The organism is Arcicella sp. (assembly GCF_964672035.1).
Genome location: NZ_CBABQS010000078.1, coordinates 1 through 20,985, shown reverse-complemented (window position 1 = coordinate 20,985; position 20,985 = coordinate 1). Strand labels below are relative to the sequence as shown.

Sequence of the window (20,985 nt, the reverse complement as noted above, 5' to 3'; positions counted from 1 at the left end):
TCTTCCCATCTCGAACAGAGAAGTTAAGCCTACTGCCGTTGATGATACTGCAATCACATGCGGGAAAGTAAATAAACCCCAAATACCATTAATCAAAATCCCTTTAACTTTATTGTTGAAGGGATTTCTGCGTTAACACCTATTTGTTTTCTTCTAAAAATTCTTATCTTGCATTAATAAATACCTTTACAGTCTTTTTTTGCCATTTTATGGATTTTATTACGCCTTTTATTAAAAATTAAAAATTACTTTTACATTTTTAATCTACTCAACGGAGGTAATTCTATGTTCAAACTATTGATTATTTTAATTTTTTTTTTCTGTTTTTTAAGCTCAACAGTATATTCTCAAAGAAAATTCAAGCAAGAAAATCGAGAAGATGGTATATCATTTACTCCAGCAATTGGAGTAGGAAGTGTGGTTGGTGAATTGGGAGATATTTTCTCTTTTAGAGGTGTATATGGGTTAAATATTGATAAAGGAGTCTCTGAGAAAGTCAATTTGGGCATTGGAATAATTGGAGGGAATTTATATGGTTTAGAAAAGGAGCCTTATTATTCGGAATTCAAAAATGATTTTTTCCAAATTCAAACTTTAGGTATTTTAAATCTTTCACGATATTTTATTACTTCTTATAATAAAAATGTTTTTGAATTGAAGTTATATGGAGGATTTAGTATGATTTGGTTTCATACAGATGTTTATGATTTAAAAACGGGAAAATTTTTAAGAGGTACCTCTGAAAATGCTTCAAAACATACTACTTTATTTCAGCAAACTGGATCAGGAATTGGAGAAGCTGGAATTTATTATACTCGTGAGTTAGTTATTCCTTTTGGATTTAAAGTTGATTATAAATTAAATGACGATTTTGCCATAAATTTTGATATGGGATATAATTGGGTTAATAATGATAAATTAGATGGAACGACACCCTACAATTTAATACAGCCAAGTATTATTGCAGGTGTTAATTCTTATAGTAATACGTTAAATGATGGTTGGATTAATATATCAATGGGGCTAAAATACACTTTCTCCTTTAAAAGGAGTTTTATTCCCAGAGGTGTTTAGAAAACATAAAAGAGGCTTCAATTCTAAAATTGAAGCCTCTTTTATGTTTTCTGTTTTTTAAAATTAGTCTCTACGAGCATAACGTTTACCCTTTGCAGTTCTAATTTGTCTCATTCTTTCTTCTAATTCAGCAATAACACGAGTAGAGTTTTCTTTACTTGCTTCGTAAGTTTCATTTAATGATTTATATGATGACTGGAGTTTATTATAATCATCTAATAAACGATTATATTTTATACTTAAAGACTCAAAAGTCTCTTTGCTATCTTCTTGGCATTTAACGTAATCCTCACTTTTTTTCTTGAATTGGCTTTCTAAACTAAAACGAAAGCTACTTAATTCTGCATTTTCTTGGCGTTCTTTCAGCACTTGGGTTTCTAAACGACGAACTTGATCCTGAATTTCGGTTACTTTTTTAGTGTCTGTGCAACCCGTCAATGTCATTGAAACAGCCGATGCGATGATTAATAAACTTTTTTTCATGGGATTTGTGGGTTGATAGTAACTTGAGAAAATCAAGAATGATGTCAAAAGCTGCTATTTTTTTAAAAGTACAATCATTAGGGGCGGAAAATGATACTGAAATTCAATAAGGATTAACTGAGTGACAAATTTACTTATATTTTTCATTTTGTAAAAGAATACTAAACTTTTTTCTCAAAAACGTTGATTGAAGAGATTTCTTACTTAATTTTGCCTTAAATCTATATATTTGATAGACTAATAAAAAAGTTGAAACGTATTTTGTAAAATTACTGTTTCTATTTGATAATAAAGCCAAGGTTAATATTACTTTATATTAACTTAAATTATAAGAAAAAGCCATGCAAAGTTTTAGAACTGAACTTGAAAATCCACTTGTAGAGAAAGACATTGTTGATTTAGCTCGTAAAATAGAGATGTTTCGTGAAGGAAAAATTCATGAAGAGAAATTCCGTAGTCTTCGTTTGGCTCGTGGTGTTTATGGACAGCGTCAGCAAGGGGTACAGATGGTTCGAATCAAATTGCCTTATGGGAAAATGACGTTCAAGCAATGGAAGAAAATGGCAGATATTTCGGATGAATATTCTACTGGAAATCTTCATTTAACCACTCGCCAAGACATTCAGATTCACTTTGTTTCTTTGGACAGAACGCCTGAATTATGGGCTAAATTGGAAGAAGATGATATTACGCTTCGTGAGGCTTGTGGCAATACTGTGCGTAATGTAACTGCTTCTCCTTCAACAGGAATTGATCCAAATGAATTATTCGATATTGCCCCTTATGCGGATGCAACTTTTAGATATTTCTTGAGAAATCCTATTTGTCAAGAAATGGGCAGAAAGTTTAAAATAGCGTTTTCTAATACAGAAGAAGATACTGCTTTGACTTACATGCACGATATGGGTTTTATTCCAAAGATTCAAGATGGTAAACGTGGTTTTAAGGTTGTTGTTGGTGGTGGATTAGGAGCTCAACCTTTATTGGCTCAAGTTGGATATGAGTTTTTAGCAGAAGATCAAATTATTCCTTATTTAGAAGCTACTTTACGGGTTTTTGACCGTCATGGAGAACGTAATTCTCGTCACAAAGCACGGATTAAATTTTTGATTCAGAAAATTGGTTTTGAAGCACTTACCAAGTTGATTGAAGACGAAAGAAAGGCTTTGAAAAACCAATCAGTTCAGATTGATACGAAGCAAGGCAAATGGTCGGTTTCTGAAGATGAAATGCCTTCTAAAAAAGATGAAAATATTGTAGAATCAACGTCTGCATTTGAATTGTGGAAAGCTACTAATACATTTGAACAGAAACAACAGGGTTTTTACGGAGTTTATCTAAGAATTTTGAATGGAAATATTCATTCAACAACTTCACGTTCTTTGATTGAACAATTAGAAGGATATATTGGTGACGATGTACGAGTTACGATTAACCAAGGTTTGATGTTGAAATTTGTTCCTGAAACTAATTTGCAATACGTTTATTCGGTTTTGGCAGCTCACGATTTGGCAGCGGCTGGAGCAAATTCGATGGCGAATATTACGGCTTGTCCGGGAACGGATACTTGTAATTTAGCTATTTCTGATAGTACTAATATCACTTCAAAATTAGAATCTGTTATTACCGAAGATTTCCCAGAATTAATCCACAACAATGAAATTAAAATTAAGATTTCAGGTTGCATGAATTCATGTGGACAACATGGAATGGCAAATATTGGGTTTCATGGTTCATCTTTGAAAGCAGCGAATAAACGTGTTTTACCCGCTCTACAAGTACTTTTAGGCGGTGGAACGGTTGGTAATGGCGTTGGTCGTGTGGCTGATAAAGTAATTAAAGTCCCTTCAAAAAGAGGTCCTCAAGTATTAAGAGTCGTGTTGAATAATTATGAAGAAAATGCTTTAGAAGGTGAATACTTCAATGATTATTATGACCGTCAAGGAGAGAAGTATTTTTATACTTTATTGAAACCTGTGGCAGATTTGACTACTTTGAAAGATGATGATTTTATTGATTGGGGTGGAACAGAGCAGTTTCAGACTGAAATCGGTGTGGGAGAATGTGCGAGTGTAATTATTGACTTAGTGGCTACTTTATTGATGGAATCGGAAGAGAAATTTGATTGGACAAAAGCTGCTTATGAAGAAAATCGTTATGCTGATGCCATTTATCATGCCTACAGTGTGTTTGTGAGTGCTGCAAAAGCTTTACTTTTAGATAAATCTGTAAGTGCTTCAACTCAAAGTGGTGTGATTGATAAATTTCAAGAAAATTTTGTAGTAACAGGTGAAATTGTTTTAGGAGATACAACTTTTCAAGAATTAGTATTACAGATTAATAAAAATGAGCCTTCACAAGCTTTTGCAAAATCTTATATCGCTGATGCTCAGGCATTTTTAGCTTTGGCAAAGGTTTACCGTGAAGAGTTGATTGCCGCATAATTACTTAAAATGAATAATTTAGAATATTTCAATACTTTAGACCCAAGACCTAAACTGACTGTTGTTGGTGCTGGCCCTGGTGATCCTGATTTGATTACAGTTAAGGCAATCAAAGCATTAAAAAGTGCCGATGTGGTACTTTATGATGCTTTGATTGCTGATGAATTGTTAGATTATTGTCAATTATCGTGTGAAAAAATATACGTCGGAAAACGCCCAGGCGAAAGCCATTCACAAGACGCTATCAATTTTATGATTGTGGAGAAAGCATATATGTATGGACACGTAGTACGCTTGAAAGGAGGCGATCCATTTATTTTTGGGCGTGGAATGGAAGAGATTGAATATGCGAAAAACTTTGGCTTAGTAACAGCTTATATTCCTGGAATATCATCATCGGTTGCAGCGGCGGGCTACGCAGGTATCCCACTAACAACCAGAGGAGTAAGCGAGAGTTTTTGGGTAATTACAGGTACAAAAACGGACGGTTCTCTTTCTGAAGATTTAATAGGGGCTTTACAGACGACTGCTACTATTGTTATTTTGATGGGCATGAGTAAATTATCTCAGATTTCACAAATTTGTGTTTCATTAGGAAAGCAAGATTTGCCCGTAGCGATTATTCAAAATGGAACAACAGAGAATCAAAAAGTAGGAGTGGGGCTTGCGAAAGACTTGTCAATTATAGCACGGGAACACAATTTATCTAATCCTGCGGTAATTATTTTAGGGGAAGTTGTGAAATATGCTTCTTTGAAAAAGATTAATAGTAAATTAGAAGCTTATTAGTAGGTGTAATAAAATTTAGAAACTATTTTATTTGAATACTCCCATTGGGTCAGAATGTTTTGCAATAAGTTCTTGCACATAATTTGTATCGACGAAAGAAATATCCAACATTCTACATTTGTGCAAATATTCCCAGGCTTCCTCGTAGTGTTCTAATTGGTATTCAGCAATAGAATATTTTAGCCATCCATTGGCATTTGTACCATCAATTTGAAGAGATTTTTCTAATAATCGTAACGCATCGTCAATATCATCACAATTCTTCTTTTCTTTATAACAAGCTAATTGAACGGTTGCAATATCAATCATTAAGATAGAATTTTCTGGAGATAATTCTAAACCTCTGCGAAGCAATTTTGTGGATTCTTCATATTTCCCTTTTTGGTAACTTACAGATCCTAAGCCCCAATAAGCATCAAAATTGTCTTGATTTAGCAGAAAACAAAGGTTAAAACGATAAGTAGCAGTATCCAAAAGACCCTCATTTAAGTACTCCCAACCTCTATCAGCGAAAAATTTACTGGCATCAATACGGTCTTTAAAATTCTTATCACATTGAATTAAAAATTCAGCTGAATTAATCATTTGTTCTTCTGCTTTCTTCTTACTACCAAATAGCGGTATATAGATAATGTCTTGATTATCAACATTTAAGCTTTCTTTTTTAGATACTTCTCTATTGCTGGCCAATGGAAGTAAAGGCGTTTGAGCAAGTGAAATGAAACTTGAAGAAACAATAAAAATATAAATCAGCGTTTTCATGTACAATAAATCAGAATTTGGGAAAATCAAGCGTTCAGAAAGTGTGAATATTATAATGTATTTTTAAAATTATATAATACACCAGATATTAAAAAAACAAGAAATTTTTAAATCATTAAAATACGAATTTTGAAAATAATAATAAGGTAAAATCTTACTACATTACGTACAGTTCTAACGCCAAAGCTATGTTAAATATTGTTTGGCGTGCATTTAGGGTATAAAGTGACCATAATTTTTCAAATTTTAATCTGTCATTTATATTGAAATTTTATTTTTAAAAAGGGAATTTAAACCTATTTACTATAATTTTTCAAATTTTAATACGTCATTTATACTGACATAATATCTATTAAAATCTAATTGAAATTTATCGTAAGGTGTTGAATTTTAAATAATTATCTATTAAGTTTACTTTTCTAATTTAAGGATTATTTTAACATTCCCGTAAAATTATGATAAATACTGTCGATGCCTCTGTAAAAATCAAACAAAATGTGTTTTTATTAACCTTTTTGAATTCATTGTATTATACATTCCCAATTGGAATGTTTTTGACTGCTTGTAATTTTTTATTTGAATCGGTAAGAAATTATTACTTCGATTGGATGATTGTGGTGTTGCCAACTGTTGCGGTTTGTATGATTGGGAATTTTTATGAGATGTTTGTGGTATATCAGCAAAGTGGTTTATTCGAGAAAAGCGAGAGTACTTTTACTACTACACAAGTTAGCTATTCAATTTCAAATGCTAACTTAGCAACGAGTTAGATGTAAAATAATTTCATAAAAAGGGTTGTTTTGAATATTCAAGACAACCCTTTTTTATGCCTCATAAATTTTTAAATTATCTTTAAAATCAGTGCTGCTACAATTGCTCCTGCAATGGGACCTGCCACTGGAATCCATGAATATGACCAATCTGATGAACCTTTACCTGAAATTGGTAGAATCGCATGAGCGATTCTGGGACCTAAATCTCGGGCAGGATTAATAGCATAACCCGTTGACCCACCCAAAGATAAGCCAACTGCCCAAACTAAAATTCCCACAATGAATGGGCCAAGACCCGTTGTGATTGAACTAAATGAACCCAAAGCAATTATTGCTAAGCAGGTAGCCAAAAACTCAGCCATAAAATTGGCAAAGGGGTTTCTGATGGCGGGTGCAGTGCAATAGCAAGCCAATTTGAGCCCTTTATCTTCGGTAATTGCCCAATGGGGAAAATATTGAAGCCATACTAAGGTTGAACCTAATATTGCTCCTAAAATTTGAGCTAAAATAAACTCTCCAGCATTGCTCCAATTGCCCGATTTTACGGCTTCTGCTATGGTAACGGCAGGATTTAGATGTGCTGCGGGACTTCCGAATTTTGTGGAAATATAAATGCCAATTGTCACCGCAAAAGCCCAGCCAGTCGTAATTACTATCCAACCGCTTCCTTCTCCTTTTGAGCCCTTCAGTAATACATTTGATACAACGCCATTGCCGAGATAAATTAAAACAGCAGTACCGACAAATTCGCCGAGAAATGTTGATGTCATGTTTTTAAGTGGTATAATTGATTTTTAGACAGAAATAATTGCACAAATTAAAGCAAAAGATTGTTAAATAACTATATTTTTAAGTGGGCAGTTTTAAAGTTTGCAGCAGGCAATTGTTGTTAATACGTAAGAATTAATGTGATTGGTAGTAAGGCAATCGGTAGAATTTACTGAAACGCTTATTCCATTGTTTTATTAGAACAGAAATAACCGTATTTTTGAATAGAGAAAGAAAATTCTAAATTAAGATTATGCGAGAAGATTATTTGAAAGGTGATACAGAAAGCCTTTCTAATGTTGAAAAAGAAATTGAACGTGCCTTACGACCCCTATCGTTTCAAGATTTTGCGGGACAGGATAAAATATTAGAGAATTTAAAAATCTTCGTAACGGCGGCTCGTCAACGGGAAGAAGCCCTTGACCATGTGCTTTTACATGGTCCCCCTGGTTTGGGGAAAACTACGCTTTCAAATATCGTAGCGAATGAATTAAAAGCAAATATCAAAATTACATCGGGACCAGTTTTGGATAAACCTTCTGATTTAGCGGGACTTTTGACCAATCTTCAACCTTATGATGTGTTGTTTATTGATGAAATTCACCGACTGAATCCAATTGTTGAGGAATATTTATACTCGGCAATGGAGGATTACAAGATTGATATTCTCTTGGATTCGGGCCCCAATGCAAGAAGCGTGCAGATTTCTTTAAACCCTTTTACGCTCATTGGAGCAACCACACGGGCGGGAATGCTTACGTCTCCACTACGGGCAAGGTTTGGAATTAATTGCCGTTTGGAATATTATGATGCTAAATTGTTGACTTCTATTGTAAAACGTTCTTGTGAAATTTTAAAAACACCAATTAATGATGATGCAGCTTACGAAATTGCAAGAAGAAGTCGTGGAACGCCCCGTATTGCTAATAATCTTTTGAGAAGAACTCGTGATTTTGCCCAAGTGAAAGGCGATGGAAGAATTACTGTAGAAATTGCCGAAATGGCTCTTCTGGCATTGGACGTAGATAAAAATGGCTTAGATGAAATGGATATTCGTATTTTAACGACCATCGTTGAAAAATTTAAAGGTGGTCCTGTTGGATTATCCACCATTGCAACTGCTTGTGGTGAAGAAGCAGAAACCATTGAAGAAGTTTATGAACCTTTTTTAATTCAAGAAGGATTCTTGAAACGTACTTCTCGTGGTCGTGAGGCAACCGAAAGAGCATACATACATTTAGGAATTGTGCCTAAATATCGGGCGGAACAATTATTCTAAGCAAAAAGCCAAGTCTTAAAATGTAGACTTGGCTTTTTTATATAACTCAAATAAATGTCTCTATCATTTTCATGATGGCGTATAGCCCAATTGAATCGACTTCCGAAAAGTCGTTTATTTTATCAGAATCTACATCAAGTACCAAAAATACTTCTCCATTCTTATCCAGAGCTGGCAGAACAATTTCAGATTTTGAAGCTGATGAACAAGCAATATGATCTGGAAAAGCTTCTACATCTGGCACAATAATAACTTCTTTCGTCATATAGCAATGTCCACAAACACCACGATTGAAATTAATACGAGTACAAGCAATTGGTCCTTGAAATGGTCCTAAAACCAATTGGTTTTCTTTCTTCAAATAAAAACCTACCCAAAAGAAATTAAAGGCTTCTTTGAGAGCGGCGGAAATGTTGGCAAGATTAGCCGTTAAATCGCTTTCTCCTTCCGTAAGTGCTTGAATTTGAGGAATTAAGCTATCGTAAATATCCTTACGATTACTGGTTTGGGGGATTAATAAACTCTCTGCCATGGATTTTTAAACGGTTGCAGTTTGGAAATATCTTTTCATCCAAGAATCCGATGCTTTTACGTGCCAATTATTATTAAATTCTTGGATATTGGGTACTAAATTATTGAAGATTAAAGTATCAGGCGTTAAAATTTCTTCAGAAACTAATGATTTTATTTTGCCTATTTCAGCCGTTTGCAATTCATTATTTTGAAGAAATGTAACAGAACGGTCAAAGAAATCAAGAATCATTTCAGCACCTAAATCTTTTAACCAACGAGTAGAAGCGTCAATAGAACATCCAGAAGCCTGATTTTGCATTTCGTCCACTGCCACTATTACAAAACGATTATGCAAAACTTGAACCGAACCTGCTAAAGAAGCGCCATGAGCAGCCCAGTTATTTATTTGATTTTCAAGAACTTGTTGGATTGTTTGTACCTCCGAATCGGTCAGGTTTTTATTGGCTTGATACACCCATACACGGGCATAGTCAGGCATTTTATGGAAGGGAATTAACATGAATTTTGCTGTTTATAATTTTGCTAAGGTATAGATTGAACGAGAAAAATGCCTTGATAGTTTCAAAAGAGGGTTTTGAAACTATTAAGGCATTTTAAAAAATATCTACAAAACAAACCCAACCCCAGCCGTTGAATTAGTTTGGTCATCTATCAAAATAAATGCTCCATTGGCAGGATTTTCAGCATATTTATCGGCGAAAATTGGCTTCGCAGTTTTAAGTGTAATTTCACCAATTTCATTCAATTTTAATTCGGAAACGGCATCTACAATCGTGTCTTGATTTACAACATCAATCTTTGAGTTTAAAGCTATAATTTTTGCTTTGGAGTCATTTATACCGTGTTGAAGAATATACGTTTTTCCAGCAACTAATGGTTGAGAATCCATCCAGCAAATTCTGGCGGTAATTTCTTTCAATTGGTTTGGTTGATTGTGTGCTTTCACCAACATATTTCCACGAGAAACATCCACGTCAGTTGCTAAGGTAATTACTACCGATTCTTTTGCTCCTGCGGTTTGCAATTGCGTTCCAAATTTCTCTATGGTCGCAATTTTAGAAGTTTGTCCCGTTGGTAAAACGGTTATTTCTTCGCCAACTGAGAATGAACCCGAAGCAATTTTTCCTGCATAACCTCTATAATCGTGAAATTCTTCCGTTTTAGGTCTAACCACAAACTGAACTGGGAAACGAGCAGGCTTTTTGATTTCGTCAAAAGAAGTCGATTCTAATTCAGCCAATAAAGGTAAACCAGCGTACCAAGGCATTTCAGTTGCTTGAATCGAAATATTTTGTCCGTATAAAGACGACATTGGAATAAAGGTAACTTCTTGTCCTTCAAAAGAAACTTTATTGGCAATGGCTTGAATGTCAGCTTTGATTGCGTTGAATTTTTCTTCCGAATATCCCACCAAATCCATCTTATTTACACACACAATTACTTTCGGAATGCGTAACATCGAGGCGATGAAAAAGTGACGGAAAGTTTGTTCCAAAACACCATTACGAGCATCAATCAAAATCATGGAAACCTTGGTATTCGATGCTCCCGTAACCATGTTACGAGTATATTCAAAGTGACCTGGGGTATCCGCAATGATGTATTTGCGTTGTGGCGTTGAGAAATAAATATTGGCTACGTCAATCGTGATACCTTGTTCACGTTCGGCGATAAGTCCGTCAGTTAATAAAGAGAGATCAAGGAAATCTAAGCCTTTACGTTTTGAAGCCATTTCTAATGCTTCAATTTTATCTTTAGTGATTGACTTTGTTTCGTATAAAAGTCGTCCGATTAATGTGCTTTTGCCATCATCTACCGAACCAGCGGTTGCAATTCTTAAAATATCCATCTTTTGAAATTATGAATTATGAGTTATGAATTAGTCTATTTAAAATAATTCATAACTCATAATTTCTAAAAATATCCTTGTTGTTTACGTTTTTCCATAGCAGCTTCCGAGCGTTTATCGTCGATTCTGGCACCACGTTCTGAGATTTCGGCAGCAAGAATTTCACCGATAATATCATCTAATTCAACTGCTTCTGAAGCTACAGCAGCCGTACAAGTCATATCGCCAACGGTACGGAAACGGACAGTTGCTTCGAAAGGAATTTCGTCTGCATCTTTGTTAAGGTGTTCAGAATCAGCCCATAACATTCCGTCACGCTCAATTACTTGGCGTTGGTGAGAATAATAAATTGACGGAATTGCCATTTCTTCTTCTTTAATATAATTCCAAACGTCCAATTCTGTCCAGTTTGAAATCGGGAAAACTCGTACGTTTTCGCCAATCGCAATGCGTCCGTTCAACATATCGAACAATTCTGGACGTTGACGTTTTGAATCCCACTGACCGAAGTCATCACGAACTGAGAATATACGTTCTTTGGCACGAGCTTTTTCTTCGTCACGTCTTGCACCACCGATACACGCATCAAATTTGAATTCTTCGATAGCATCCAAGAGCGTTACGGTTTGTAAGACATTTCTTGACGCATATTTGCCCGTTTCTTCTTTTACTTTTCCTTGATTGATAGAATCTTGTACATATCTCACAATCAGTTCTGCACCCGTTTCTTGAACAAGCCAATCACGAAATGCCACGGTTTCTGGGAAGTTATGTCCTGTGTCCACGTGAATCAAAGGAAAAGGAATTTTACCGGGATAAAACGCCTTTTGAGCTAAACGAACAAGGGTGATTGAGTCTTTTCCGCCCGAAAACATTAGAGCGGGTTTTTCAAATTGAGCCGCTACTTCACGCAGAATGTAAATGGCTTCATCTTCAAGTTCACGAGGGAAAAATCCGTGCTTTGGAATATCAGAATTCATATTTTGTTTCGATGTTCGATGTTTGTTTTTCGATTTGAAGTCCAAATTTGAAATCAATTATTTTCGTCATAAAATCTTTCAAACATCTATTAATTTATTTTTACTAAAATTGTGATTTCGATTATAAGAATTTTGATATTTGATACGATGAAATAAACCGAACATCAAAATACGAAAACTAACTGTGCAATCCACATTCCTTTTGGGAGGCTTCCCACGACCAACGTCCTGCTCTTGGATTTTCGCCTTCTTGGATGGCACGTGTACAAGGCAAACAACCGATTGAAATAAATCCTTTGCGGTGAAGTGGATTATCGGGTACTCGATTAACTTTCAAATAATCAAGTACTTGCTCATAAGTCCAGTGAATAAGTGGATTAAATTTAATTACTTTATTTCCTTCATCCCATTCAACAATTTTCATGTCGGCACGATTCTCTGATTGCTCAGAACGTAAACCCGTAATCCAAATTTCGGCACCTGCCAAAGCTCGTTTCAACGGTTCAATTTTACGAATAAAGCAACATTCTTTACGGTTTTCAACAGAAAAATAAAAACTGTTAAAACCTTTTTCCTTCACCAGAGCTTCTACCCTTGTAGTATTTGGGAAGTATGTTTCAAACTCTTTCTTATACTTGGTCTTAGTAGAATCCATCAATTCGTAAGTTTCCTGAAAAAGGCGACCAGTATCTAAAGTAAAAACTCTGATATTCAAATCATTACGAAAAATAGCATCGGTAATTACTTGGTCTTCCTGCCCGAAAGAAGTAGAAAAAACTACATTTTTATAGTTTTCAGAGATATGTTTTAAACTGTCTTCAAGAGAAAGACTTTCCAATTTTGCGATTAATTCTTGCATTATTCAAGGAATAATTGATGAATGAGGTGCGTAATTGAAGCCAATAATCAAATAATAAAATAAATTTAGCCTCAAAAAATGCGTAATTCAACAATTAAATTTGTCAAAATTTAAAATTTACATACAAAGATATATAAAGTCTATTGAATCGGTATTCTAAAGAAAAAAAAATTTGCCTTTTTTTAGACTTTCGTATTAATTTATCTGTTATCTTTAAAACAAATCCTTACGTAATTTTTCAGCATACCTACAATCATAAATCGTATGAATCAGGGACTTGCCGCCTACTTCGAGAAGACTGACAGCCATAGCCGTATGTCGGACATGAATGTAAAGGAATTGAAAAATCTGGTGCGACAGGGGGAAGGAAGTTCTCTCGAATTTAAGCTCAAAGCCAGCCATCCTGAAAAAATTATTCGTGAAATTGTAGCTTTTGCCAACAGCAAGGGTGGAAAATTGCTGTTGGGAGTGGGCGATGATAAAACTATTCCAGGTTTAAAATTTGTGGATGAGGAGGAATATATTTTAGTGCGTGCCATTGAACGAAACTGTTATCCGCCTATTCATTACGACCTTGAAAGAATTGCGATAACGGATGAGCGTGATGTACTGGTTTTTACAATTCCTAAAAGCAAGGAAAAACCGCATTTTGTTCATCTTGAAAATGAGGAACATCGTAAAGCTTATGTGCGAGTAAAAGACCGTTCTGTACAAGCAAGCCGTGAAGTAAAACAGATTTTGAGACGTGAAAATGAAGATGGAATAAAGTTTACTTATGGTGATAAAGAAAAGATTTTAATGACTTATCTTTCTGAAAATCAAAAAATTACGATTGAGAAATTTACTGAAATAGCGAAAATTTCGCCTCGGTCGGCTTCTCATACTTTGGTACTTTTGGTGTTGAGTAATGTGCTGAAAATTCAACCTGATGAAGTGATGGATTGGTATTATCTTGTGTAGGAGAAATTTATAGGAAGAAAGGGAGAAACGGAGGAACGAGAAAAAATCTCTCACTCTTACGTTTCTCCCTTTTTCCTTTCTTCCATTCCTCCTTTCACTTCTTTTCGTAATAAGGCGTTGTTTCTGGAACTTCGATAACGGGTGGTCGCCAACCAATTTTTTTACCAAATTTAAAAGTTATTCCCGCATTCAGACTTACTAAATTATTGTAGCCTTCTGAGTAGGTTATTCCTGTATATTTTACCTTCACAAATATTCCTAATCTATCCGCATATTCTTGTAAATGTACGCCTATGCTTGGCGAAAATCCCCAATTTAAAGATTGTCCAGTTGGTAGATTTGGGGCATAATTACGATAGTTTTCATTAATTTGAGAATCGTATTTTGTATAAAAAGCTCCTGTTTCAAGTCCTACGAAGGGTTTTACTAATTTTTTGCTTAACAAATAATATTCGCCACCAATCGTCATGGGAACAACCGTTTTGTAAGAATGTCCATAAGTTTTTGAGGTATAATCGTAATTAGAAACGGCAATTAAAGCAACCCTCATATCGTAAATTCCCAATGTGGCAGTCGTCCTGAATTTGTCGGATAGGTGCTTGCGAAGGCTTAATTCAAAGCCCGAACCTGCAAAATTTGTTTCATTGCCAAAGCCTTTTTCAACTACATAACTAAAACTTGTGCTAACTTGGATTTGAGCAGTCGTTAAGAAAGGTATGAATAAGAAAATTAGTAATAGTTTTTTCATATCGTTTGGCAGGTTTTGAAGTTTGATAAATCTATTTTACTTGAAAACATTTAACGAATATAGGAAATTATTTATTACGCTACTCGGTTGATTGTCAATTAATTAAAGAGTAAAAAAGTTTATGCATTAAAAGTTTATGAGTGAATAAACCATTTATTTACTCAACTTCAAATGATAAAGAACAGAAAATCGTTTTACCCTTAAAGTAAATCACAATTTATCCGCAATTCCTCTATCATTGGATAATCTTGGCACTTTATTTTGTCCTCCCAATTTCCCTTCTTTTTTCATGTAATCAATAAAAGAATTTCGGGTCAATGATTTGATTTTCAAAGGTCTAAGAATATTTCCGACCATTAAATCTTGATAATAAATATTCAATTCTGATAATTTTTGATTTACATCTTGGGCGAATAATTCCATATTTTGCGGTTTTTGCGAAAACTCAACTAACCATTCGTGGTAAGGCAATCCGCCTTCGGGTGGGCTTACTTGTGGAGCAACCGTAAATTCAACTAATTCCGTACCGGGTTGTCGTTGCATGGCATATTGCATGGCTTTTTCAACCTCCTCACCTATTACGTGTTCGCCAAATGCAGAAATAAAATGCTTAATTCTACCCGAAACTACGATGCGATATGGATTCAACGAAACAAACTTTACGGTGTCACCGATAGAATATCCCCAAAGTCCAGCATTGGTATTCATCACAATCGCATAATTTACGCCTAATTGTACTTCTCCTATATGTAACCTTCTTGGATTAGGCTTAAAATAGTCTTCAGCGGGGATAAATTCATAGAAAACACCTGAATTTAATAACATCAAAAGTCCTTCTTCATTTTGGGTATCTTGATAAGCAATAAATCCTTCTGAAGCGGGGTATGTCTCAATAGAATCTATCTTGCAACCAATTGATTCATAGAGTTTTGCACGGTAAGGTTCAAAGTTTACTCCACCATAAACAAAGAGTGAAAATTCTGGAAAAACGTCTTTAATTTTCTTCCCTGTACGAGCCTGAATACGGTCGAAATACATCTGTACCCAAGGTGGAATTCCTGAAATTAATGACATCGGTTTGTCAATCGTCTCATCTATAATTTTTTCAAGTTTTGTTTCCCAATCTTCGATGCAATTTGTCTCATAACTTGGCATTTGGTTGCTTCGTAAATACCCAGGCACATGATGATTCACAATGCCCGAAAGTCGTCCAACGAAGATGCCATTTTTTTGGTACATCTCTGGCGAACCCGACAAAAACATGAGATTTTTATCTAAGAATTTTGAATTACCCGTTTCGTGAACATAACTTAAAAGGGCATCTCTCGCTCCATTGATATGAAAACCGATGGATTCTTTGGAGATAGGAATATATTTTACGCCCGAAGTCGTACCCGAAGTTTTAGCGAAATATAAGGGTTTTCCTTTCCACAAAATATCAGGTTCGCCAGCGACTACTTTTTCGATGTATGGTTTTAAATTTTCGTAATCTTGAACTTTAACAGATTGCGTAAAATCCTGATAATTCTTTATTTCTGAAAAATGATTATCTTTTCCAAAAAGCGTGGGTGAAGCTTCAGAAACTAAAGATTTCATTAAATTGAGTTGCGTTTCAACGGCACGTTCTTCCCATTTTCGACGATTATTAACGACGTATGAGGCAAAAGGTTTAGCGAGTATTGAGCGGAGGGACATTTTTGGAGTGTGGAGTTTAGAGCGGACGACGCTTCGTTTCAGCGTGCGGAGTTTAATTTTAATAAGCATTTTAAACTATTTCAACCATCAAAGGATGTTCCCAAAGGTGAACTATATTTTGACGTTGAACCGTTTTCTCAGCTTCAAATAAATCATAACTTCTTTGCACATTCAGCCAAAATTTAGCGGTTGTTCCAAAGCATTCTGATAAACGAATTGCCATCGCAGGACTAATTCCTTGATGACCATTCATAACATTTGAAAGTGTTTTACGAGTAATTCCAAGGGCATTTGCTACATCTTCAATCGTAACATCTTTGCCTTCTGAACGTAAACCTTCTATATTTTCACGAATTAAAACGCCTGGATGTACAGGCTTCATTCCTCTTTTTAGCATGACATTATTTTTTACAAAAGTAATAAACTTTATCTCTCAAACCGATATGTCAACCGATGATGAACTGTTACCCCAAACTCTTTAATGGCATTACGGTGTTTTAGCGTTGGATAGCCCGCATTTTGCTCCCACCCGTATTGTGGAAATTTTTTGGCAAGGTTTTCCATTAAATCATCCCGATAGGTTTTTGCCAAAATGGAAGCCGCTGCAATGGATAAAAACTTAGTATCTCCTTTTACAATGCAAGTGTGGGGAATGAGTGGATAAATAGGAAAACGATTACCGTCAATCAATAAATGTTCAGGGCGTATTGTCAGTTTATCCACCGCCAAGTGCATGGCTTTCATGCTGGCTTTTAAGATATTTATTTCATCAATTTCTTGATTGGATACTTCCGCAATTTCATAAGCGAGGGCATCACGCATAATATCCACCCGCAAGGTTTCACGCTGTTTCTTGGTTAATTGTTTTGAATCATTTAATAATTTATGCTGATAATATTTGGGTAAAATTACAGCCGAAGCCACAACTGGCCCCGATAGACAACCACGACCTGCTTCGTCCAACCCTGCTTCAATGAAGGATTCGTTATAAAAACTTTTTAACATCAATTTTAGGCCTCATTTTTGAGCTCTGAGCGATAGCTTCTTTATTAGTTTTTTTAAATAATTTCAAATCAATACGTTACATTTAAAGGCCAAAATAATATACCTACTACTTAAACCTCAATGCTTTACGTTTTTAGCTTACAACTTAATGCGCATAGCTTTTTGGCACGATTTATGCTATAATTTTTGTGGATAACTATACGTTTTTATTAGAAATCCGCCTAAATTGCCCATCAAAAATCCTTACTCGTATGAAAAAAATCTCCGAAATACATTCATGGAACGAAAATTGTTAGGACACACAAGGACTTACGATACTAACACAATGCCTAAGTTAAGAAAAATTGGACTTACCCTCACGTTGGCGACTGCTCTTTTGAGTAATGTTTTTGCCCAACAAGCAAATCCGTTGTTGAATGATGCCATGCGTCATTTTGAATTACGAAGTTTTCCGACTGCCATTCAGAAGTTTGAAGCGGTGTTGAAAGATGGTTCTGCCACACTTTCAGAGGCCGACAAATTATCTGTTTTATTGAAGTTGGCCAGTAGCTATAAGCAAGCTAAAGATGGAACAAATGCCGAACGAGTATTTCGTCAAGTGTTTGCCTCAAACTCTGATTTGATGGGCGATAATACGAATTTCTACTTGCAATTTGCCCAAGTTTTAGCGGAAAACGGAAAGTATAAAGAATCACAAGAATATTACGATAAATTTAGTACTTCACAAGTTATTGAAGGACAGTCGGTCAATTCAATAAAAACCGTTTCTACTGCCAAAATATCGGAAGATGTTTCAGCTTTGACCAGTGGTAAAGGAAAATATAAGATTGATTTCTTGGATTTTAATACGGCCAATCCAGAATTTAGCCCAATGTATTACCGTGACGGTATTGTTTATTGTTCGGGTAAAGGTTCTGGCACGAGCCTTTTGAATGAGAAAGGGGGATATTTAGACTTATTTTATCTAAGCGATATTAGTAATGTTCAAGGTTTAGGAAGTGATGGAAATGCTAAAAAACCGAAGAGAATTACATCGGGTGGTATTAAATCTTTAGGTAATGATTATTATTCTCGTCCAACGGCAAATGATTCAAAAACCTTAAATTTTTTCGGTGGAACGGATGATGCCGTTGCCAAAGTAAAAGGACAGATTGCTGAATCTGAAATATTTAGTAAAACATTAAACACCAAATTTCACGAAGGACCAGCCACATTTAGCAAAGATTTTTCTCAAATTATTTTTACGAGAAATAACTATAATGCGGGCGAAAAAGGAGCAAGTGAGGATAACGTAACAAAATTAAAACTCTATGTTGCCGAAAACGTAAATGGAGCTTGGGGAGAAGCTACAGAATTACCATTTAACGATGATGAATTCTCAACAGCTCACCCATCGTGGTCGAAAGATGAGAAATTATTATACTTTGCATCCGACCGTGAAGGTGGTTTTGGAGGGATGGACGTTTGGGTAGTTGACTATAAAAATGGCAACTGGGGCGAACCCAAAAACTTAGGAAAAGACGTTAACTCAAAGGGTGTTGACGCTTTTCCATTCGTGGATGACAAAGGAAACTTGTATTATTCATCCGATGGTTGGGGTGGAGAAGGTGGTTTAGATTTGTTTTTCGTAGAAATGAAAAACGGTGCAAATACCAATAAACCATTAGGTTTGGGCGAACCTTTCAACTCACCTAATGATGATTTTGGTATTATTACCGATGGAAATCGTAAGACGGGTTATTTTAGTTCCGACCGCAAACGTGGTGAAGACGATGATATTTATCGTTTCTCTCGTGAGGTAGGTTCTGCGTATGATTGTCGTGAAATGACAGTCAGTATTTTTGACCCCGAAACCAAAGAACCCATTGCTGACACTGATGTAGAAATCAATCCCAAAGGAGGAATTCTTGAGAAAAAGAAAACGGATAAAAACGGAAACTTGAAATTTTGTACAGGACAGAATTTAGATTATTCAATGAAAATTGGCAAAGAAGGTTATGTGACAAACTTTGTAGGATATTCAACGAAAGGCGAAGCCGATGATGAACCCTCACGCTTAGAAGTGCCTTTGATGAAAGTCCAAATCGTTGAGCCAGAGCCTGAACCACAAGCAGTTATCGAAAAAGTAGTGGTTACTCCAGTATCGGCACCTGTATATAAACCTGAATCACTGACAAAAAAGAAGTCTTTATTGAAAGGAGTAGTAAAAACAGAAGTCGAAAAAACACCAATTGAAGGCGTTTTAGTAATTTTTAAAAATGATTGTGACAATACAACCCAGCAAGTAATGACGGGTCCAGATGGGGTTTACGCCTTCAATATGACTGATGGTTGTGATTATACCTTGGAGGTTTCAAAAGATGGTTATGGAACAAACGTTAATAAAATCAAGAAAGTAAAAAAGGGCAAAGCGAAAGAAATTTCTTTGGGTTTAGGGCTTTTTAAAGAAGGCGATTTAATCACGATGGATAATATTTATTATGATTCAAACAAAGCTGGAATCCGTAAAGATGCCGCTCGTGAATTAGATAAATTAGCGGCAACCTTACAAAAATTCCCTTCGATGGTAATTGAGTTAGGTTCGCACACAGACAGTCGTGGAGAAGCACAAGACAATATGAATCTTTCGGAAAAAAGAGCTCAAGCAGCCGTTGATTATATTGCTAAAAAAGGCATTGATAAAAGCAGAATGTTGGCAAAAGGATACGGAGAAAGTGATTTAGTGAATACTTGCGTGGACGGTGTAAGTTGCACCGAAGCCGAACATCAAAAAAACCGTAGAACTACGGTGAAGATTATTAAAGTACGAGCAGAATAGTACAATCATAAAATTACCCTAAGGCAGATGAGCAATCATTTGTCTTTTTTTATGGACAATTCTTAATTTCATCCTCAAAAATCACAAATTTACAAGACCAATTTACCAAACAACCTAATCAAAATTGTAAGGAATAAAGAGATTGTTTAATTTAGGGTATATTTAAGTTTTTAAAAGATACTTACCGTTAAAAAAATCAATCATGCAAAGATTAACCGTTGCGGGCAGATTAATTATCACCGCCCTTATTATTGGAGCTATTTATTTTGGCTTTAAGATGTTTGGAGGACAAGAAGCCCTCAAAAAATTAGCTCCTGAAACTAAAACTGAAATTGCTGCTACAACTCCAGAATCGAGTTCGGCAAGTTCTTCAGAATCAAGTAGTAGCTCATCAGATTCGCAGTCATCAGCTTCTGATGGTGGACAAAAACCTACTTTCGATTACACGCCTCCTGGCCCTGTGGCTGGAAAATTGAAAGGCGTTGTTGAATTAGGAGCATCTGGTTTTAATTCATTTATCATCAGAATTGATGCTGATAAAAACTGGAAACAAGAAAAAGCTGAATTTGGCAATAGCTTGGTCATGGAAAATATGGCTTCGGATGATGACATCAGAATTGGATTGAAAAAATATATCGGTGGAATGTTGGATTATGGCGTTAGCGGACGTGATATTCACTTCGTGGTAAGTTCGGGAGCTTTAAAATCGGAAGGAACGCAAAAGATTATTAACGTATTGAAATCTTTAAAATACTTTGTAAACACCGTTACCCCCGAAAAAGAAGGACAATTGGGTTTGAAATGTGTTCAACCTGCCAAGTTTGCTGATAATTCTTTTGTAGCAGATATTGGCTCAGGAAATACTAAAATCTCTTGGAAAGAAGGTACTAAAATTTCTTCGGTAGAAACTTACGGAGCAAAATATTTTGAAAAAGGTACTACGGATGAAGCTGTTACAGCGGAAGTTCAAGCCAAAGCAAAACAAGTTCCGTCAGATAAACGTAATCTATGTTTTATCATCGGAGGCGTGCCTTTTGAATTAGCCAAAAAAGTGCGTAACGGCAAAGAACGTTATACCGTTTTAGATGCGCCATCGGCCTATAAGTTAGATAATGCAAAATCAAAAGCGGGTTTAAATATCTATAAATCTCTCGCAGAATCAACG

20 protein-coding genes and 1 rRNA gene are annotated in these 20,985 nt (G+C 35.4%); 9 read left to right on the top strand and 12 right to left on the bottom strand.

The genetic code is table 11. The features are described 5' to 3' along the window. A 5S ribosomal RNA gene (rrf, locus tag AC1W31_RS16950) occupies window positions 1–84 on the top strand; the annotation flags it as partial. A 201-nt stretch (window positions 85–285) separates the two neighbouring features. Then, entirely contained in the window at window positions 286–1,074 is a 789-nt protein-coding gene (locus AC1W31_RS16945) for a hypothetical protein (RefSeq protein ID WP_481735672.1), read from the top strand. 63 nt (window positions 1,075–1,137) lie between these two features. Here the strand turns inward: AC1W31_RS16945 and AC1W31_RS16940 are convergent, their stop codons facing one another. Further along, entirely contained in the window at window positions 1,138–1,557 is a 420-nt protein-coding gene (locus tag AC1W31_RS16940; protein WP_481735671.1) for a hypothetical protein, read from the bottom strand. Between the two features lie 341 nt (window positions 1,558–1,898). Here AC1W31_RS16940 and AC1W31_RS16935 point away from each other — a divergent pair, with 341 nt between their 5' ends. Both AC1W31_RS16935 and cobA read left to right on the top strand, forming a co-directional pair. Further along, window positions 1,899–4,001, top strand: coding sequence for a nitrite reductase (locus tag AC1W31_RS16935; RefSeq protein WP_481735670.1), 2,103 nt, complete (start codon window positions 1,899–1,901; stop codon window positions 3,999–4,001). A 9-nt stretch (window positions 4,002–4,010) separates the two neighbouring features. Beyond that, window positions 4,011–4,790 (top strand): uroporphyrinogen-III C-methyltransferase, encoded by a 780-nt coding sequence (gene cobA / locus AC1W31_RS16930; RefSeq protein WP_481735669.1) that lies wholly within the window; start codon window positions 4,011–4,013, stop codon window positions 4,788–4,790. A 27-nt stretch (window positions 4,791–4,817) separates the two neighbouring features. Here the strand turns inward: cobA and AC1W31_RS16925 are convergent, their stop codons facing one another. Then, a complete protein-coding gene (locus AC1W31_RS16925) occupies window positions 4,818–5,582 on the bottom strand; it encodes a tetratricopeptide repeat protein (RefSeq protein ID WP_481735668.1) in 765 nt (254 codons plus the stop codon). Window positions 5,583–6,007: 425 nt separating this feature from the next. Here AC1W31_RS16925 and AC1W31_RS16920 point away from each other — a divergent pair, with 425 nt between their 5' ends. Next, window positions 6,008–6,322: a hypothetical protein gene (locus AC1W31_RS16920; RefSeq protein ID WP_481735667.1), complete on the top strand. Its 315-nt coding sequence runs from the start codon at window positions 6,008–6,010 to the stop codon at window positions 6,320–6,322. A gap of 71 nt (window positions 6,323–6,393) precedes the next feature. Here AC1W31_RS16920 and AC1W31_RS16915 read toward each other — a convergent pair whose 3' ends face one another. Next, window positions 6,394–7,095, bottom strand: a complete 702-nt coding sequence (locus AC1W31_RS16915; protein WP_481735666.1) for an MIP/aquaporin family protein — start codon at window positions 7,093–7,095, stop codon at window positions 6,394–6,396. 251 nt (window positions 7,096–7,346) lie between these two features. On the opposite strand from AC1W31_RS16915, the gene ruvB reads away from it, so the two are divergent. Beyond that, window positions 7,347–8,372 carry a Holliday junction branch migration DNA helicase RuvB gene (ruvB, locus tag AC1W31_RS16910; RefSeq protein ID WP_481735665.1) on the top strand — a complete coding sequence of 342 codons (1,026 nt, stop codon included), beginning with the start codon at window positions 7,347–7,349 and terminating at the stop codon, window positions 8,370–8,372. A gap of 46 nt (window positions 8,373–8,418) precedes the next feature. On the opposite strand, the gene AC1W31_RS16905 is transcribed toward ruvB, so the two are convergent. The 5 genes from AC1W31_RS16905 to AC1W31_RS16885 form a co-directional block, all read right to left on the bottom strand. Further along, entirely contained in the window at window positions 8,419–8,904 is a 486-nt protein-coding gene (locus AC1W31_RS16905) for a GAF domain-containing protein (RefSeq protein ID WP_481735664.1), read from the bottom strand. A gap of 6 nt (window positions 8,905–8,910) precedes the next feature. Beyond that, the gene (locus AC1W31_RS16900) at window positions 8,911–9,405 is read right to left on the bottom strand and encodes a hypothetical protein (protein WP_481735663.1); all 495 of its coding nucleotides are present in this window, start codon (window positions 9,403–9,405) and stop codon (window positions 8,911–8,913) included. Between the two features lie 105 nt (window positions 9,406–9,510). Continuing rightward, window positions 9,511–10,755, bottom strand: coding sequence for a sulfate adenylyltransferase subunit 1 (locus AC1W31_RS16895; protein WP_481735662.1), 1,245 nt, complete (start codon window positions 10,753–10,755; stop codon window positions 9,511–9,513). 65 nt (window positions 10,756–10,820) lie between these two features. Next, window positions 10,821–11,735 (bottom strand): sulfate adenylyltransferase subunit CysD, encoded by a 915-nt coding sequence (gene cysD / locus AC1W31_RS16890; RefSeq protein WP_481735661.1) that lies wholly within the window; start codon window positions 11,733–11,735, stop codon window positions 10,821–10,823. 178 nt (window positions 11,736–11,913) lie between these two features. Further along, a complete protein-coding gene (locus AC1W31_RS16885; RefSeq protein WP_481735660.1) occupies window positions 11,914–12,594 on the bottom strand; it encodes a phosphoadenylyl-sulfate reductase in 681 nt (226 codons plus the stop codon). A gap of 264 nt (window positions 12,595–12,858) precedes the next feature. On the opposite strand from AC1W31_RS16885, the gene AC1W31_RS16880 reads away from it, so the two are divergent. After that, window positions 12,859–13,554 carry an AlbA family DNA-binding domain-containing protein gene (locus AC1W31_RS16880; RefSeq protein WP_481735659.1) on the top strand — a complete coding sequence of 232 codons (696 nt, stop codon included), beginning with the start codon at window positions 12,859–12,861 and terminating at the stop codon, window positions 13,552–13,554. Window positions 13,555–13,648: 94 nt separating this feature from the next. Here AC1W31_RS16880 and AC1W31_RS16875 read toward each other — a convergent pair whose 3' ends face one another. The 4 genes from AC1W31_RS16875 to AC1W31_RS16860 form a co-directional block, all read right to left on the bottom strand. Then, window positions 13,649–14,302, bottom strand: coding sequence for a hypothetical protein (locus AC1W31_RS16875; RefSeq protein WP_481735658.1), 654 nt, complete (start codon window positions 14,300–14,302; stop codon window positions 13,649–13,651). Window positions 14,303–14,512: 210 nt separating this feature from the next. Beyond that, window positions 14,513–15,997, bottom strand: coding sequence for a GH3 auxin-responsive promoter family protein (locus AC1W31_RS16870; protein ID WP_481735657.1), 1,485 nt, complete (start codon window positions 15,995–15,997; stop codon window positions 14,513–14,515). A gap of 70 nt (window positions 15,998–16,067) precedes the next feature. Further along, window positions 16,068–16,394: a HigA family addiction module antitoxin gene (locus AC1W31_RS16865; protein WP_481735656.1), complete on the bottom strand. Its 327-nt coding sequence runs from the start codon at window positions 16,392–16,394 to the stop codon at window positions 16,068–16,070. 29 nt (window positions 16,395–16,423) lie between these two features. Beyond that, entirely contained in the window at window positions 16,424–17,002 is a 579-nt protein-coding gene (locus AC1W31_RS16860; protein ID WP_481735655.1) for a ribonuclease HII, read from the bottom strand. A 277-nt stretch (window positions 17,003–17,279) separates the two neighbouring features. On the opposite strand from AC1W31_RS16860, the gene AC1W31_RS16855 reads away from it, so the two are divergent. Both AC1W31_RS16855 and AC1W31_RS16850 read left to right on the top strand, forming a co-directional pair. Continuing rightward, window positions 17,280–19,820 (top strand): OmpA family protein, encoded by a 2,541-nt coding sequence (locus tag AC1W31_RS16855; RefSeq protein ID WP_481735654.1) that lies wholly within the window; start codon window positions 17,280–17,282, stop codon window positions 19,818–19,820. A 202-nt stretch (window positions 19,821–20,022) separates the two neighbouring features. Beyond that, window positions 20,023–20,985, top strand: a 963-nt coding sequence (locus AC1W31_RS16850; protein ID WP_481735653.1) for a hypothetical protein, incomplete at its 3' end; no start/stop codon positions are given.